This is a genomic window from Methylotuvimicrobium buryatense (assembly GCF_005931095.1).
Taxonomy (GTDB): domain Bacteria; phylum Pseudomonadota; class Gammaproteobacteria; order Methylococcales; family Methylomonadaceae; genus Methylotuvimicrobium; species Methylotuvimicrobium buryatense.
Map to the genome: position 1 here is coordinate 1473330 of NZ_CP035467.1, position 15971 is coordinate 1489300.

The following is a 15971-nucleotide window of genomic DNA, read 5'->3' on the forward strand; positions in this document are numbered from 1 at the left end:
TTTAACCCGTCCCCAACGTTTCGGTTTGCCCTAAACATTTCGGCTGACTTCGGCCAAAGTCAAAACGTTTAGGACGGGGTTGCAAACCCCGTCCTGCTAGGGATATGCTGGTTTTTGGGCTTTAGCTGAAGAAACTTGCTAATCAGGAAAAAGATAAGTATTCAGCCCCCTCTTTGAAAAAGACGACTGCAAGGATGCAGGAGGTAGGGCAATGCAGGAGCAATTGTCGAGGGGCTAGGGGAGATTTTTTAAATACCCCCCCCCTCAATCGCCCTTTTTCAAAGGGGGATGCCAACAATACGCCTGGATTGCGGTAATTTGCCAACGGGGTCTGAATACTTTCGTAAAAAGAGGTACAACGAAGATGAACCTGAAATACAAGATCGACTCAGTATCGATACACGATTATCTGGAAGGCGAACTGCAGAGCGAAATCAAACACGAATACATCGACGGTCAAGTCTATGCGATGGCCGGCGCGAGCACCAATCATAATCGTATCGTCGCCAATATACTCAGCGCTCTCCATGCTAAATTAAGAAAAACTCCCTGCGAACCGTTCGCATCGGATATGAAAGTACAAGTCGCCGAAGATTTTTATTATCCCGACGTGCTGGTTGTATGCAATCATCAGGGCAACGACTACGGCGTCACCGATGCACCGATACTCATCGTCGAAGTCTTATCCAAAGCCACGCGAAAAATCGATCAAACGCTAAAAAGACAGGCCTATCAAAGCTTGGAAAGTCTGCAAGAATACATCGTGACCGAACAAGACTTTGTCGACGTGGAAATATGCCGACGAAAAAACCATTGGCAATCGGAACATTATTTCATGGGCGATGAATTACACTTAGAAACAATCGATTGCCGTATACCGGTCGAAATGATTTACGAACGAGTCGAAAACGAAGATGTGCTGAATTATCTACAGCAACAAGCCAGCCCGATGCAGAATGAAAATTAAACTACCCCCCCCCTCAATCCGCATTTTACAAAGGGAGAGGCTGGTTTGTAATTCGCCGTTTGTATGTGGGAGCGACGCCTACGTCGCGATTTCGAGGCCCGAAAGGCCAGGTAACACTAAACGGTATCGAAGCCTAATGCGCTAACCCGACCTACGGCTTCTGCCAAAACACATTTAAAATCCGAAATCAAGCACATGACCCGAAAAAAACTCCCCATCGGCATACAAACCTTCGAGAAAATCCGCGAAGACGACTATTACTATGTCGATAAAACGCGCTTTATATTGCAGTTAATCGACGAAGGCACGCATTATTTCCTATCCCGCCCGCGCCGCTTCGGAAAATCCTTGTTGCTAGACACGATCGGCGAACTGTTCGCCGGCAACGAAGCGCTGTTTCAGGGACTGTACTGCCATGACCGCTGGGACTGGTCGAAACAGTGTCCGGTGATTCGCATCAGCTTTGCCGAAGGCGTATTACAAAGCCGCGAAGCGTTGGACGAACGGATTCGGGAAATATTGGCCGAACACGAAAAGTCGTTGCAATGCACACCGCAAGCGAAAAGCATCGCGGGCCGTTTTGCCGAATTGATCGAACAAACGCATGCCGAAACCGGGCAACGTGTCGTCATTCTGATCGATGAATATGACAAGCCGATTCTGGACAACCTGACCAAACCGGAAATAGCCCGCGAAATGCGCGATGGCTTACGCAACCTGTATTCGGTTATCAAAGGGCAAGACGCCCATATTCGCTTTGCCTTTCTGACCGGTGTCTCGAAGTTCAGCAAAGTGAGTTTATTTTCCGGATTGAACAACCTACAAGACATCACCGTCGACAAGCGTTATTCGGCCTTGTGCGGTTACACCGAAAACGATCTCGATCAAGTGTTTGCGCCGGAACTCGAAGGGCTGGATCGAAGGCAAATGCAAGACTGGTACAACGGCTACAACTGGCTCGGCGAAGCGGTGTACAACCCGTTCGATCTATTACTGCTATTCAGCACCCGAGAATTCAAACCGTACTGGTTCGAAACCGGCACACCGACGTTCTTGATTGACGTATTGACCGAGCGTGGCTTTTATCTGCCGACCCTAGAGCATATACGAGGCGATATCGCCTTACTGTCCGCATTCGACGTCGAAAACATCGCCACCGAAGCCTTACTCTGGCAAACCGGCTACTTGACTTTTACCGGCAGTCGAACCATCGGCGCACGTATAGAATACACGCTCGGCTATCCGAATCTGGAAGTGAAAAGCGCGCTAAATGATGCACTAATCAAAGTGCTGATCGGCAATCCGGGGCGCGCCAGCGAACTGGAAAGCCGGCTTTACGATCTGCTGCATGCAAACGACTTCGACGGCCTAAAAACCCATTTCGAAAGCCTCTATGCCAGCATCCCGAACGACTGGTACCGCAACAACCCGATAGCACAATACGAAGGCTACTACGCCAGCGTATTCTACAGTCACATCGCTGCATTAGGCTTAGACATCATCTTGGAAGACGTTACCCACCAAGGCCGCATCGACATGACAGTCCGCTTCAACAATCAGATTTATCTATTCGAATTCAAAGTGGTCGAATTAGTCCCGGAAGGAAAAGCCATACAGCAGTTGAAAGACAAACGCTATGCCGACAAATACCGAAGCTTAAATCAAGCGATCCACCTGATCGGCGTAGAATTCAGCAAAGACAGCCGTACGGTGGTAGGCTTTGAAGTCGAACAAGCGACAAGCTGATTTCCACTTGTGGGAGCGATCCCCAGATCGCGATTTCGAAGCCGAGAGCGTTAGGTGACAATAAATGACTATCGAAGTCACATTAGCTAAAATGGCAAGGCGGAATCTTCGAGTTATGAACAACGATGAGAACTAGTGAAACAACGCATGGCTCGACCAAGAAAAAACGGTCTTTCAATTAGCAGGCAACTTAAAACCACCGGCACTCATCGGACGTAATTATTCACATCCCCCTTATCGTTCCCACGCTCCAGAGCATAAGTATAAATATACCTAATTGTGCAAAAAGTAGCGATCGAGCGCTAAATGGTTGTGTTGTCCGGAAAGGCTATTGGTGTTTGAGCATTACTGGCTTCGATAGTCGCGATGAAGGCGCCGCTCCCACAGAGAGCGGCGGACGCTCTGTGGGAGCGATCCCCTGATCGCGATCTCGAGGCCGAAAGTGTTAAGTAACAATAAATGGTATCGAGGTCTCATTGGTTAAGGTTGCAAAAGGGTAATTTTTGACTTATGTATAACGATGAGCGCAGCGCGTGGGAACGATAATTGCCGGAGGACTGAATAGTTACCATCGGACATGTCAAATACAACTGAAACCGGATTGTATTCAATTTTCCAAGCGAGCATGCAAACTTGAGCTATCATAGAAACACAAAATCGAAAGAGGCGGCACATTGAGCAGAAAAGGCATCATACTCGCAGGCGGCAGCGGCACACGCCTGTACCCGATCACGATGGGCGTTTCCAAGCAACTCTTGCCGATATACGACAAGCCGATGATCTATTATCCGTTGTCGGTGCTAATGCTGGCCGGTATACGAAATATACTGGTCATCACAACGCCAGAAGATCAGGTACCCTTCCAACGCTTGCTTAAAGACGGCAGCCAATTCGGCGTTTCTATTACCTATGCCGTGCAACCCAAACCGGACGGTTTAGCGCAAGCCTTTCTAATCGGCGAATCGTTTATCGGCAACGATCCGGTTTGCTTGGTGCTTGGCGATAACATATTTTACGGACAAGGATTTACACCCTATTTAAGAAATGCGGCGGCCCGCGAAGAAGGCGCCACGGTATTCGGTTATCAAGTCAAAGACCCGGAACGCTTTGGCGTCGTCGAATTCGATAAAAACCTTAGAGCGCTATCGATAGAAGAAAAACCCAAAAAACCGAAATCCAACTTTGCCGTTACCGGGCTATATTTCTACGATAACCAGGTCATCGACATCGCCAAATCGGTGGAACGCTCGCATCGCGGCGAACTGGAAATCACCAGCGTCAATCAAATATATTTGGAGCGTGGGCTACTCAATGTCCAACTGCTGCGACGCGGCTTCGCCTGGCTCGATACCGGAACTTACGAAAGTTTGCTGGAAGCCGCGCAATTCGTCGAAACGATTGAAAAACGCCAAGGCTACAAAGTCGCTTGTCTCGAGGAGGTCGCCTGGCGCAACGGCTGGTTGAGCGATGAGGAATTGCTGAAACAGGCGGCCGTTTTATCGAAAAATAGTTATGGACAATATTTGCAAGAATTAGTCAAAAGCGGGCTTTAATGATGAGCAATTCAAAATATACATCGGTATCGGTTGTTGTCCCTGTCTATAATAGCGAACAAACACTGCCGGAATTAATCGCTAGACTGAGAGAAGTGCTTAGTCCTACAACCGAGGCATTCGAAGTTATCCTAGTGAATGACTGTAGCAAGGATAATAGTTGGCAGGTTATAGAAAAGCTGGCTGAACAGGATACGGCGGTATTAGGCCTGAGCCTGATGCGTAATTACGGGCAACACAACGCATTATTGGCGGGTATCATGCGAGCTCAATACGATTTCATCGTTACCATCGACGATGATTTACAAAACCCTCCGGAGGATATTCCAAAATTACTTGATGCATTGGTCGAAGGCCATGATGTCGCCTATGGGAAGCCACAAAAGAGAAAACATTCGTTGTGGCGGAATTTATCCTCGAAAATCGTCAAGGGATCTTTGCGCTTAGCGCTTGGTGCTGACATGGGGTCGAAAAGTAGCGCATTTCGAGCATTCAGAAGCGACTTGAGAAAGGGGTTTACACAATTTGCGGACGCCCAGGTTTCTATCGATGTCTTGCTGTCGTGGACGGCTAACCGAATCGCCGCAATCAAGGTAGCCCATCAGCCCCGTCAACATGGACGTTCCGGATATACAATGCGTAAATTGCTGTCGCTGACATTAAGCATGGTAACCGGTTACTCGACTGCACCGTTGAGATTTGCTAGCAGTTTAGGCTTGTTTTCGGCATTAGTGGGGGTTGGCATCTTTTTGTATGTCTTGATACTGCGTTTTGTTCATGAGGTCAGTGTTCCAGGTTTTACTTTTATTGCAGCCGAAATTGCAATGTTTGCCGGCATGCAGCTATTTACGATCGGCGTGATCGGCGAATATCTGGCAAGGCTCCACTTTCGGACGATGGGAAAACCGCCTTATACGATACGTTCCGAAACAACCTCAAGAACTCATCAACCCAAGAACAACTGATGAATTTAGCTATTTCTGAAATCGATTCTAATCGATTTGGATTGAAAATAGGCCGAGCATTTGATTTAACTGAAGTCGAACAAGTTTCTGAAATCGAGAAATTCATCAAGCATCATAGTCTAGATTGCCTGATTGTAAGATGTTCCAGTACGGAGATGAAAATTATTCATGCTTTGGAAAAGATTGGATTTCATTTGATGGAAGGGCGAATACGATTTATTTATCATGAGGTTAGTCTAAAGCCGAACTTTCCTATTATCCCGTTAAGCGAAAACATCCAAATTCGAGCTGGCGCTGAAGACGATGAGCTCGAGCCGTTGGTCAGAAGCGCCTATGCCGGATATAAAGGACACTATCACCACAATCCTGCTCTGGACGAAAATGAGTGCGATAATGTTTATGTGGATTGGGCTTTGAATTCATTGACGAATATATCGAGCGATAACTATTTCAGTGTCGTTGAAAAATCTGGCAAACTTATTGCATTCGCAAGCGGCAACAAAGGGGAGAATGGAAGTTTTATCGGCGGGTTGTTGGCGGTTGATCCGAAAGAGAGAAAGCAAGGACTAGCCTCCGCGCTTCATTATCACCGACTACAATGGTGTAAAGACAAGGGTTTTGATTCCGTCATTGTTGCAACTTCGCTCAATAATTGGACTTATCAGAACCTACTTATAAAGCTAGGTTATTCAGTATTGGACACGGATTTAACTTTTAACTGGACGTATGTCGCCAACAAAGAGAAAAAATAAGTGAAAAAAGCATTAATACTGGGAATCGGTTCGGCACAAGTTGATGCGATTCAATATCTTAAAAAACATGGATGGTGGGTTATAGGGTGTAGTTATCGCAAGGAAGGTCCGGGTTTGGACTTAATTGATCATTTTGAATTAATTAACATTACGGATGTTAATAGTATTCAACAGCTTGTAAATAAAGAGGGTATAGATCTCGTTTATTCAGTCGGATCGGATTTAGCGATGCCATCTGTAGCAGAGATTTCGGACCGTTTGGGTTTGCCAAGTTTTGTTAGACCGGGTACCGCAAAGTTACTTCAGAGTAAGACAGAGCTCAGAGGTTTTTTGTCAAAAAACAATATAAGTCCTGTTAACTATCGAGTAATAAAAGACGCTACCGATATCCAAGGATGGGATTTTTATCCTGCTATGCTTAAACCGACCGATAGCCAAGGTCAACGCGGCATTTCACGGGTCGAATCGTACGAAGATATAACGAATAATCTGGATTCTGCTTTGAACGCTTCTCGAACTGGTATTGCAATTTTAGAAGAAGTACTCGAAGGGCCAGAAGTTTCGGTCAATGCTTTTGTTGTCGATGGTCAGGTCGTTCTTAGCGAGGTTTCGGATAGGTGGGTACTTTCAGGTTATCCCGGGGGGATACCGCAAGCACATATCTTGCCGACGCAAAAAGCAACAAATATCCTTATAAAGGAAACCAAAAACTTAGTAAAACAGTGTATCCATGCCTTGGATATAAAGAACGGACCGGTTTACTTTCAAATTATCCTTACTTCCCAGGGGCCTAGAATCGTCGAAATTACGCCCCGGCTAGACGGCTGTCATATGTGGCGCCTCATCAAAGAAGTAACCGGTTACGATTTACTTGACGCATCATTTCGTTTATTGACAGGGAAGCCAATCAAACCATTTGTAGGCTATGAAGAATTTTCTGTTTCAAGTTTGGTGTTTTTATACCAAGCCCCAAACACTGAATTCTTAAAGAATAATCATCATTTACCTTCTGATGTTTTATATAAAGAATATTATTTTCAGGAAGGTCAGCGCGTACCGGCAATCAATGGTCAAATGGAAAAAGTAGGCTATTACATAAAAAGAGGATTACCATGAAAATAGCGGTGACAGGTGCTTCAGGAATGCTGGGCGACGCATGTATTCGACGCTTTGTTGAACGTGGCGATGATGTGTTTGCATTAGCACGGAAACCTTTTGACAAGGAATATTCGGGCCCCGGAAGTGTTAGTCAACAAATAACAAATTACAGCCAGGATGATCTCAAACTTTGCTTTAAACAAGTCGATGCGATTGTGCATTTAGCGGCGACGCGGCCCAATGCTGAAGCAGATGCTTTGGGTTTTCAGCCTTATTTTGAAGCGAATGTAAAGACGACTGAAAATATATTACGTGTTGCAAATGAATTGGGTATCCAACGATTTTGTCAAGCTTCATCGATATCAGTGTATTCATCTGTCAATTCTGTTCCTTTTCGGGAGTCCGATTTTCCTGTTGCTTTAAATTTTTATGGTGCCAGTAAAATCGCATGCGAACAGATGGCGATGTTATATGCTAAACAAGGCGCTATGCGAACAATCTCTTTGCGTATAGCGCAGATATTGGGTAACGATCAATTGCAATCCGGCAAAATGCTGATGAAGTTTATGTCTTTGGCACGTTCTAAACAAGCACTGCCTTTATGGGGTGAGGGACGAGGCGCACGTGATACGGTTTATATTAAAGACGTAGTTTTAGCTATAGAAGCCTCCATTGATAATAATGAAGTTAACGGGATTTTTAATATCGGAGGGGGACGGGCAATTACAAATCGTGAAGTTGCTGAAACTATTAATCTTGTCTTCGGTAATGAGGGTAATTTGTTTTTTGATCGAACCCATCAAGAGAGTGATCGTGAATTTTATATGGATTGTTCGCGTGCTGAGTCTGAGTTGGGATGGAAACAACAATGGTCGCTGCTTTCGGCAATTCAAGATTTGTGTTAGGTAGATTGATTTATGGATTATTCAAAAATTAAAACTAAGCGTGCAATAGGGTGCTTCTTTTGATTGAACGCCGACAAGTAACATTAATTCTCAAGTTTAGCATAGCGATTACTGCTTTAATTTACGTGGTGTATTTGGTCGACTGGGAACGTTCTATAAAGGTTTTAAGACAAGCCGATATCCGTTGGTTATTGTCGGCGTTTGGACTTTCATTACTAGGCATATGTTTCGCCGCATTCCGATGGGTTATTTTACTGCGGGCTGCACAAAAACTTTATAGTGTTGTTTCTGCGTACCGAGCTTATTTAACGGGTACTTTTTACAGTTTGGCAATGCCTGGTGTAATCGGTGGCGATGCCACAAGGATTTGGTTATGTCATCGAGCAATCGACGCTAGTATATCACTGGTGGCCGCTACAGTATTACTGGAGCGTGTCCTGGGCGTATTGGCATTATTATTTCTATTGAGTGTTGGTATTTCTTTTTTTCCGATTACGACACGCGGATTGGGTGTGGGAATTGTTCCAACATTGGCGCTATCGGGATTGTGCGGCATTATTGCGTTACCGTTTTTGTTGAGACGGTTTTCGATTAGTCAACAATTTCAAGGGCGCTGTGCTGATAATCGTTTTATAACTTGGGTTTTAAAAGCTTCTAAAGGACTAGCGCCACTTAAAACTGTAAGAGTAACTCATTTACTATCTGCATTAATCCTTTCGGTTATTTTTCAATTGTTTGATATAGCTGTCACTTACAGTATTGCGCAGGCACTGGAAATCAAGTTGAGTACTTCGATGCTGTTAGTGGCTATGCCCATTGTTTATTTAGCGACTGTTTTACCGATTTCTCCGGGAGGGCTAGGTGTTCGAGAAGGCGCTTTGGTGTTTGTGTTAGCGCAATTTGGTATTTCTGCCGCCGATGCCGCACTTTTGGCTTTGACAGTGTTTGTCAATAGAGCAGCCGTTGGAGTCTTAGGTGGTCTTCAATATTTGGTTGGCGGTAAAAAAATAAGTGCAAAAAAAGTTAGGTAGTTAACTAATCGTTGGTTTTACTTTTAACATCATCCTAGATTTATGAGAAATATAAAATTCTTATGAAAACCCCCTTCAACAAACCTTACATGACCGGCCGCGAGCTTTGGTATATCGCTCAAGCGCATACGATGGGGCATCTATCCGGCGACGGCAGTTTCACCAAAAAATGCCATGCTTGGTTGGAGCAGAAAACCGGCACTCGGAAAGCGTTGTTGACTCATTCTTGCACTGCTGCATTGGAAATGGCGGCGATTCTGGCCGACATTCAGCCTGGCGACGAAGTGATCATGCCGTCCTATACTTTCGTCTCGACTGCTAATGCCTTCGTTTTACGCGGCGCGGTGCCGATATTTGTCGATATTCGTCCGGACACGCTGAATATCGACGAAACGCTAATAGAAGCGGCCATTACGCCGCGCACCAAAGCGATCGTTCCTGTGCATTATGCCGGTGTCGGTTGCGAAATGGACGCGATTATGGAGATTGCCGAACGGCATGATTTATTAGTCATCGAGGATGCCGCGCAAGGTATCATGTCGACCTACAAGGGAAGACCGCTCGGTACGATCGGGCATTTGGGCGCTTACTCGTTTCATGAGACCAAGAACATCATTTCCGGCGAAGGTGGCGCGCTGTTGGTTAATGATACGCGTTTCGTCGAGCGCGCCGAGATCATTCGCGAAAAAGGCACGAACCGCAGTCAATTCTTTCGAGGCCAAGTCGACAAATACACTTGGGTCGATGCCGGCTCATCCTATTTGCCGGGCGAGGTCATCGCGGCCTTTTTATGGGCGCAAATGGAAGAGGCGGAAGAAATTACGCGAAAACGTTTGGCGATTTGGGATCGATATCACGAAGCGCTTGCCCCAATGGAGGCGTCAGGCAATTTGCGCCGCCCGATAATCCCGGCAGAATGCCGTCATAATGCCCACATGTACTATGTTCTTCTCGAATCCTTGGAGCAACGCACCGAGACAATCGCCCGATTAAAAGAGCAAGAAATCTATGCGGTATTTCATTACGTGCCGCTGCACAGTTCGCCGGCCGGTTTACGATATGGGCGAGCGGTTGGCGATATGCATAATACCAGCGAACTGTCGGATCGATTGTTGCGTTTGCCGTTATGGATAGGCGTGGAGCCGCAATTGGATAATGTCATTAAGAGTATTTGCACCTAAATTGTTAGGGTTTTGGAAAAGATATGTGATTTTTGAATTCTGCTTATAACTTTGTTTTCAGCAATCCATTATTGCCCTTTGGTCATGTCGGCATTATATACATTGTACTCTTTACTAGGTTACTGAAAGTTCCGCTTAATCATGAGAGTATAAATTAATAATTATTGAGTTATATGGAATTAAATGAATAGTTTGCATGGGGTTTCATTGAATTGTCGTTCAGCCATAGTAAAAAATATTGCAATGCTTACCTCAATATTAATGTTTGCGCTGATCTTAAGGTGTGTTTTTTATACCGGTTTCATGGGGTCTGATGAGGTTGTATACAATGATGCAGCCTTTGGGATATTAAATGGGGATTGGCCGGTTTCCAATTATATTGGCGCAATTAGGTATGGCGTTAATATTCCAGTCGCCATGTCCATGGCTTTATTTGGAGTGTCCGAGTGGTCAGCTAATTTGTGGTCATTACTATGTTCGTTAGGCGAAATTGTTTTAGTTTATATATTTGGTAAGCGCGTTTTTGGAGAAAAAGTTGCGGTAATGTCGGCTTTTTTGTTGGCGGCGCTTCCTCTACATGTACATTACGCCGGTAGAATGATGGCTGATTCGCCTTTAGCCTTTTTTATAACGTTGGCTTTTTTTCTTTTCTATTATGCGGAACAAAGTAATTCGAAAAAACAATATTTCTACTGTGGGGCCGCGCTAGGCTTTGCGTATTGGATAAAATCAGTAGTTCCTATTCTGGCCTTGCCTATATTTTTATTGTATGCCGTTGCCTATAGGCGATTCACTATTAATTGGATATGGATTATATTAGGTGCTTCATTATTGGTTTTTCTGAATATGATGCTTATGTGGAAAGTTACTGGTAATCCACTGCATGTTCATGTTAGGCCGGGTAAATCGGTCGACAATATTTTAAATGACCCTTCTAAGATTACTGATCTTAGTTACTATTTTGATTATTTATTTATAAGGGTTAATCATACCTGGCTACTGGGCCCGTTGACAGTTCTAGGAGTTTATAAATTGTGGGTCGATAAAAGGCTGTTCAGTAGAGAAGTTATTTTATTGTTATCCTGGATTATAGGATATATTTTAGTTCTTACATTTACAGTGATTTCTTTTAATCCCTTCATGTGGATTTTTAAACAGCCAAACTACATGCTTTTGTTTGTAGCACCTATGTCCTTAATATCAGGCTATTATTTGGCAAAAATTAAAATTTTTAATCAATTTTTATTGATCTCGTTATATTTTTTTGGGAGCGTTATTTTGTCGGCTCTCGTTCAGCAGTCAATAAGGGTTTTTGTTTCTAATAGTTATGCTGCTGCCGAATTTTCACGAACTGTAGATGGTATTCCTGTTTATGGGTCCCAAAATAATTTTATGGTTGCCCGCTCAATAGATGACTTCTCCCATGATGGAAAAAAAGAGATTGTCATAAGAAGTTTAGATCAATTAACTCAAAATAAATGGGTCGATGCACAAGATAATCAATCCGATGTTTCGGCTTACGCAATTTTAGATATGCAGACGATTACATGGGGAAAAAATCCAGACTTGACGCCTGAAAAAGTTCCAACATGTTGGCGTTATACAGGACGGCTTGAACCAACTGGTTTTGGTATGGGCGAAAAGTTTATTTTTTGGGTTAGGAAATTATTTTATTTTTCCGGTGTGAATATGTTATCTAGCTATGTATTAAAAGAAACAGAACTCTTATATAGACCGAAACCTGCCTATATTTATGCTATTCCAAAGGATTGCAATTTTACAATTTAAATGGCAGTAGTTTTAGTCTATGATTATTTATGTATAGTAAATATTTATACTCCCCACAAAAATTCTATTTTTAAAACCCCCCAAGAATTTTTTTGTGAAGTATGCAACTAAATGATCACGACTTCAATCTGTAAGTATTCATTCCCCTCTTGGAAAAAGAAGTGATAGATGAGAATTTTATATAAATCCCCTCGATCCCATTTTTTCAAAGGGGGAGGCTAAGTCACCAATTTTTTTAATGCAATGGGGTTCTCTTTACAAGTTGAAGATAAGATGAATACATGAAAAAGAAACCGGTTATCATTAGCGCTATCTTACAAATAAGCCCTGTATTGCTTTTCTGCGCGGGTGATCGAGATACAGGTAAGGAAAGTACGATTTGCAATTATGACTTGAGTTTTAATAATAAATAATTAATCGATAAATAATTGAAAATCATAAAATTCATCCTAAATTTATTGCGTGCCTAGATTCCCCTTATCACTAGAAAAGCATGTCTGGCGTCATCGGCGTTTGGTTTCGGTCATTACTGTCGTTGCGATCATACAACTGTTCGAATTGGCCTTACTACAAGTCAAATACGATATCTTTATCGGCGGCGGTTTTTTACAGCCTTATGCTTATCTCACACTGTTCGAAAGACTCGGTTTTATCCTTTTGTCGTTATGGTACGACTTCGTTCTGTTCGGTTTAATTGGTGTTGCTTGGTTTTATATCGCCGACCGGCTCAATAAATCCGGAATTCTGATTTACTATAGCTTCACCGTGATAATATTGCTGGGCATGGGGATGTGGTTGGGGCTTAAATTCAAAGTCCTGTCCTATTTCAACGATACGATCAATTATCAAATCATCGCCAATTTGGGGGGCGGAAGTCTGCGTGACGGTTTGCTATATGCGGCGAACGAAATCGTCTTGTTTGCCGGCACGATGGCCGGGTTGGTTGTATTGTTCATCTTAATCGCCCGGTTTTTAAAGAATCATCAATACGTCCGCGACTATCATAACGCGCTTTCGCAGTCGCATTGTTTCAAATGGACTTTGACGATCATGACCTTGATTACTCCATTTTTAACCTATGCGGTGTCGGACAGCGACTATTGGCGATACGGTCTCTCTAAAAAAACTTCCTACAACTTGATCACGGGCGGACTCGATCTGCTGACCGATTTCGACCGCGATGGCTACGGACTGTTCGGCTATCCGAAAGACCCGGCACCATTTGACAAGAGCATTTATCCCGGCGCAATCGATATTCCGGGCAATCAAATCGACGAAGACGGCATCATGGGTGACGCGCAATTGATACCGTTAACGCCCGATCCATTACACAGCATCGAGCCTCGTCCGGGCAAAAACATTATCCTGATCGTCTTGGAAACCGCGCGATTCGACCTACTTAACAAACAGCTCAATGGCCGCTACGTTGCGCCGGTGATGCGCGAAATCGCCCGAACAGGCACCTCGGTAGACTACGCCTTCAGTCATACCGGTTATACGACGACTTCGTTGATGGCGATATTCAACCGCGAACTGATTTACCACGATCATCGCTTCAAACTGCTCGATTATTTGAAAAAAGCCGGCTACGGCATCTCAATTATTTCCGGTCAAGACGAATCGTTCGGAGATGTAGCTACCTTTACCGGCATGAACGCAACGGGCAATTATTATTTCGACGCTCAAACTGCGATAGAAGATCGCGTATTTCCGAGCAAAGATCCAGGCAGTTTAAGACTCAGCGAAGAGCGAGTCGTTGCACAGTTTCAAAAGCGTTTTGCCGAACTAAATTTTGAACAACCGCAATTTATCTATCTGAACTTTCAAGCTGGACACTTTCCGTATTCTCATCCGACGATGCAAAAAATTCTGATCGATCAATTCATTCCGCGTTCGCAAATTCGCGCCGAAAACCGCGAATGGGTTACGGCAACTTATTGGAATGCGATAGCCAATGCCGACTGGGCGGTCGGGCAGGTGGTCGAGATGCTTAAAAGCAAAAATCTCTACGACCAAACCATATTGGTCATACTAGGCGATCACGGCGAATCGTTATTCGAAGACGGGTTTCTCGGACACGGTCATGCGATCAACGACGCGCAAACGCATATACCGCTCGTATTCAACGATCCCAATATAGAAGTACAAGAAGCGATAGGGCAGATCGATGTCGCGGAAATGGCGATTCGCTCGGCATTCGGATTGCCGAACCAATGGCTTGACCAAGAGAAAACTGTCTTTCAATTAGTCGGCAACTTAAAATTGCCGGCACTGATCGGGCATGTTCAATACGGCGGAGACCGGGTTGTATTCGATTTTCGGTCTGAACAAGCATTCATGAGCGGTCTACAGCAATGGAAGCCCTATCAAGATTGGCTGGAAGATCCGCAACAAAAAGAGCGCATGACCAATATCATTCGCGAATGGGAAAATTTAAAATGGCATGAGTTTGAATACCGGCAGCGGACGAAATTTCCGAGTGCGCAATCATTCATACATAAACATTGAATTATGATGTTTAGAATTAAATTATGATTGTTAGTTTAATCCGCGCGGAATCTATCCCAATCTATTTAGGATGGTGTATATGAATAAAGTTTTCTTTGATGTGATTTTACACTATCGCGATTAGCAATTTCTTCTAGCGCAAATTTCTTTACTAAAACCGAAATAAATATCAAGTGATAAAGTAAATCCCAATAGCATAGTCCTAAAAAAGCGGTTCCTATCATGTAGCAAATTAGCGATGTTCTGAGCGCAAAACAATAATTCCCTACCCATTCCATGCCATCGTATTTTTTCATTTTTTTGGGTAAAAATGTCAAGTTCCATACTGTTCCGAGAATCATTGAAAGCCAAATTCCAAACGCAACGAAACCGTGTTCTGCAAACATTCGAACATAAGAGCTATGAAAATCGCGCTTTGTAATAAACCACCATGTTCCAAAGCCGCCGCCGGTAAAAGGATGTTTTAAAGTATGATTCCATCCATCGATCCAAACTTCGATACGTCCCATCGCGGAACCGTCTTGTTCATATGTCTCAATGGTATGCATACGGCCAAACCATTCTTCAGGTAGATAAGGAATGATTGCAAAAACACCAATTACAACCAATGGAATGCTAAGTAGCTTATGTTTGCTATTCCATACCAACATCAGAGTTAGAGCCGTCATCGTAAGTAAAGCACCGCGTGACCAGGAAGATAGGGAAGCTAGATAAATAATAGGGATCGAAAAAAGTACTCCTTTCTTTATCAGATGATGTGATGATTCATTCCTCCAAAGCAAAAGAAATGGAATAATCATCAACATCGCAACTGCAAATTGGTTATTGTCAAAAAATTGTGTGTTGGGTGGTCCGTAAACTCGATTTCCGAAGCCGGTTAGTATTGCCCAAATACCGCCTTTAACAGCAACGACGCCGATTGAAAGACCAATGGTAATAATTAAATAATAAAGTTTTTCTCGCGTGTTGATTAAAATGAGAGTGAAAATAAAAGGAAGGTAAATTTTTGTAATATTCCAGTATTCTTGCCAGACGAAAGGCGCATAAGCTTGTGTGCTCGTGAAACCGAAATATAACCAAAGTAAAACGAAAAAAATAACACGCCAGTCGCTTGGTACCGATTGCCGGTCTTTAGTCGTAAAAGTACGAAATGCCACGACCAAAAATAGAACGTAATAAACCGGCAAAGATCGGACAAACCCCCAGGCATAAGCGTGAGGATTTAAATAGCTGAATATAGCTAGTGACAAAACTCCCCACCACGGTTTTTTGATCGCGGCAAGAATACAACAAATCAGGAAAATAAGTACAACGATGTCACGCATGGTATTGATTCAATTGACTGATGGGTCCGGTCCGGTGTTAGAAATCTTAAACTAGATGTGTTTTAAAAGACAAATTTTAGTTTGATTAATCAGCCTTTTTCATCTTTTACTGAAGTTTAAGGATAGGTAAGGTAGTATTAATTTTTCTGAAT

The 15971-nt window shown here is 43.6% G+C and carries 12 protein-coding genes; 11 read left to right on the forward strand and 1 reads right to left on the reverse strand.

What is annotated here, in order from left to right:
• The first annotated feature begins 364 nt into the window (after nucleotides 1–364).
• From EQU24_RS06710 to EQU24_RS06760, 11 genes are all read left to right on the forward strand, one after another.
• Nucleotides 365–967, forward strand: a complete 603-nt coding sequence (locus tag EQU24_RS06710; RefSeq protein WP_017840227.1) for a Uma2 family endonuclease — start codon at nucleotides 365–367, stop codon at nucleotides 965–967.
• 195 nt (nucleotides 968–1162) lie between these two features.
• A complete protein-coding gene (locus tag EQU24_RS06715; protein ID WP_017840226.1) occupies nucleotides 1163–2713 on the forward strand; it encodes an ATP-binding protein in 1551 nt (516 codons plus the stop codon).
• 674 nt (nucleotides 2714–3387) lie between these two features.
• Nucleotides 3388–4266 carry a glucose-1-phosphate thymidylyltransferase RfbA gene (gene rfbA, locus EQU24_RS06720; RefSeq protein WP_017840225.1) on the forward strand — a complete coding sequence of 293 codons (879 nt, stop codon included), beginning with the start codon at nucleotides 3388–3390 and terminating at the stop codon, nucleotides 4264–4266.
• On the forward strand, nucleotides 4266–5231 hold the full coding sequence (locus EQU24_RS06725; RefSeq protein WP_017840224.1) for a glycosyltransferase family 2 protein: 966 nt from the start codon (nucleotides 4266–4268) through the stop codon (nucleotides 5229–5231). Before rfbA ends, EQU24_RS06725 begins: the two co-directional genes overlap by 1 nt.
• Nucleotides 5231–5983: a GNAT family N-acetyltransferase gene (locus EQU24_RS06730; protein ID WP_017840223.1), complete on the forward strand. Its 753-nt coding sequence runs from the start codon at nucleotides 5231–5233 to the stop codon at nucleotides 5981–5983. Before EQU24_RS06725 ends, EQU24_RS06730 begins: the two co-directional genes overlap by 1 nt.
• Complete coding sequence (locus tag EQU24_RS06735) at nucleotides 5984–7099, forward strand: ATP-grasp domain-containing protein (protein WP_017840222.1); 1116 nt, start codon at nucleotides 5984–5986, stop codon at nucleotides 7097–7099.
• Nucleotides 7096–7986, forward strand: a complete 891-nt coding sequence (locus tag EQU24_RS06740) for an NAD-dependent epimerase/dehydratase family protein (protein WP_017840221.1) — start codon at nucleotides 7096–7098, stop codon at nucleotides 7984–7986. The genes EQU24_RS06735 and EQU24_RS06740 overlap by 4 nt, the downstream gene beginning before the upstream one ends.
• A 59-nt stretch (nucleotides 7987–8045) precedes the next feature.
• On the forward strand, nucleotides 8046–9017 hold the full coding sequence (locus EQU24_RS06745; protein ID WP_175421667.1) for a lysylphosphatidylglycerol synthase transmembrane domain-containing protein: 972 nt from the start codon (nucleotides 8046–8048) through the stop codon (nucleotides 9015–9017).
• Between the two features lie 62 nt (nucleotides 9018–9079).
• Nucleotides 9080–10198, forward strand: a complete 1119-nt coding sequence (gene rffA, locus EQU24_RS06750) for a dTDP-4-amino-4,6-dideoxygalactose transaminase (RefSeq protein WP_017840219.1) — start codon at nucleotides 9080–9082, stop codon at nucleotides 10196–10198.
• Nucleotides 10199–10381: 183 nt separating this feature from the next.
• On the forward strand, nucleotides 10382–11986 hold the full coding sequence (locus EQU24_RS06755; protein ID WP_017840218.1) for a glycosyltransferase family 39 protein: 1605 nt from the start codon (nucleotides 10382–10384) through the stop codon (nucleotides 11984–11986).
• A 462-nt stretch (nucleotides 11987–12448) separates the two neighbouring features.
• A complete protein-coding gene (locus tag EQU24_RS06760; RefSeq protein WP_235726396.1) occupies nucleotides 12449–14494 on the forward strand; it encodes a sulfatase-like hydrolase/transferase in 2046 nt (681 codons plus the stop codon).
• Nucleotides 14495–14559: 65 nt separating this feature from the next.
• On the opposite strand, the gene EQU24_RS06765 is transcribed toward EQU24_RS06760, so the two are convergent.
• Nucleotides 14560–15819 (reverse strand): putative O-glycosylation ligase, exosortase A system-associated, encoded by a 1260-nt coding sequence (locus EQU24_RS06765; protein WP_017840216.1) that lies wholly within the window; start codon nucleotides 15817–15819, stop codon nucleotides 14560–14562.
• Between the last annotated feature and the right edge of the window lie 152 nt (nucleotides 15820–15971).

Excerpts from the sequence above, each read along its gene's own strand:
- EQU24_RS06725 (WP_017840224.1), top strand. The coding sequence starts at position 4,266 with ATGATGAGCAATTCAAAATATACATCGGTATCGGTTGTTGTCCCTGTC.
- EQU24_RS06740 (WP_017840221.1), top strand. The coding sequence starts at position 7,096 with ATGAAAATAGCGGTGACAGGTGCTTCAGGAATGCTGGGCGACGCATGT.
- EQU24_RS06765 (WP_017840216.1), bottom strand. The coding sequence starts at position 15,819 with ATGCGTGACATCGTTGTACTTATTTTCCTGATTTGTTGTATTCTTGCC.
- EQU24_RS06710 (WP_017840227.1), top strand. The coding sequence starts at position 365 with ATGAACCTGAAATACAAGATCGACTCAGTATCGATACACGATTATCTG.
- EQU24_RS06755 (WP_017840218.1), top strand. The coding sequence starts at position 10,382 with ATGAATAGTTTGCATGGGGTTTCATTGAATTGTCGTTCAGCCATAGTA.
- EQU24_RS06730 (WP_017840223.1), top strand. The coding sequence starts at position 5,231 with ATGAATTTAGCTATTTCTGAAATCGATTCTAATCGATTTGGATTGAAA.
- rffA (WP_017840219.1), top strand. The coding sequence starts at position 9,080 with ATGAAAACCCCCTTCAACAAACCTTACATGACCGGCCGCGAGCTTTGG.
- EQU24_RS06715 (WP_017840226.1), top strand. The coding sequence starts at position 1,163 with ATGACCCGAAAAAAACTCCCCATCGGCATACAAACCTTCGAGAAAATC.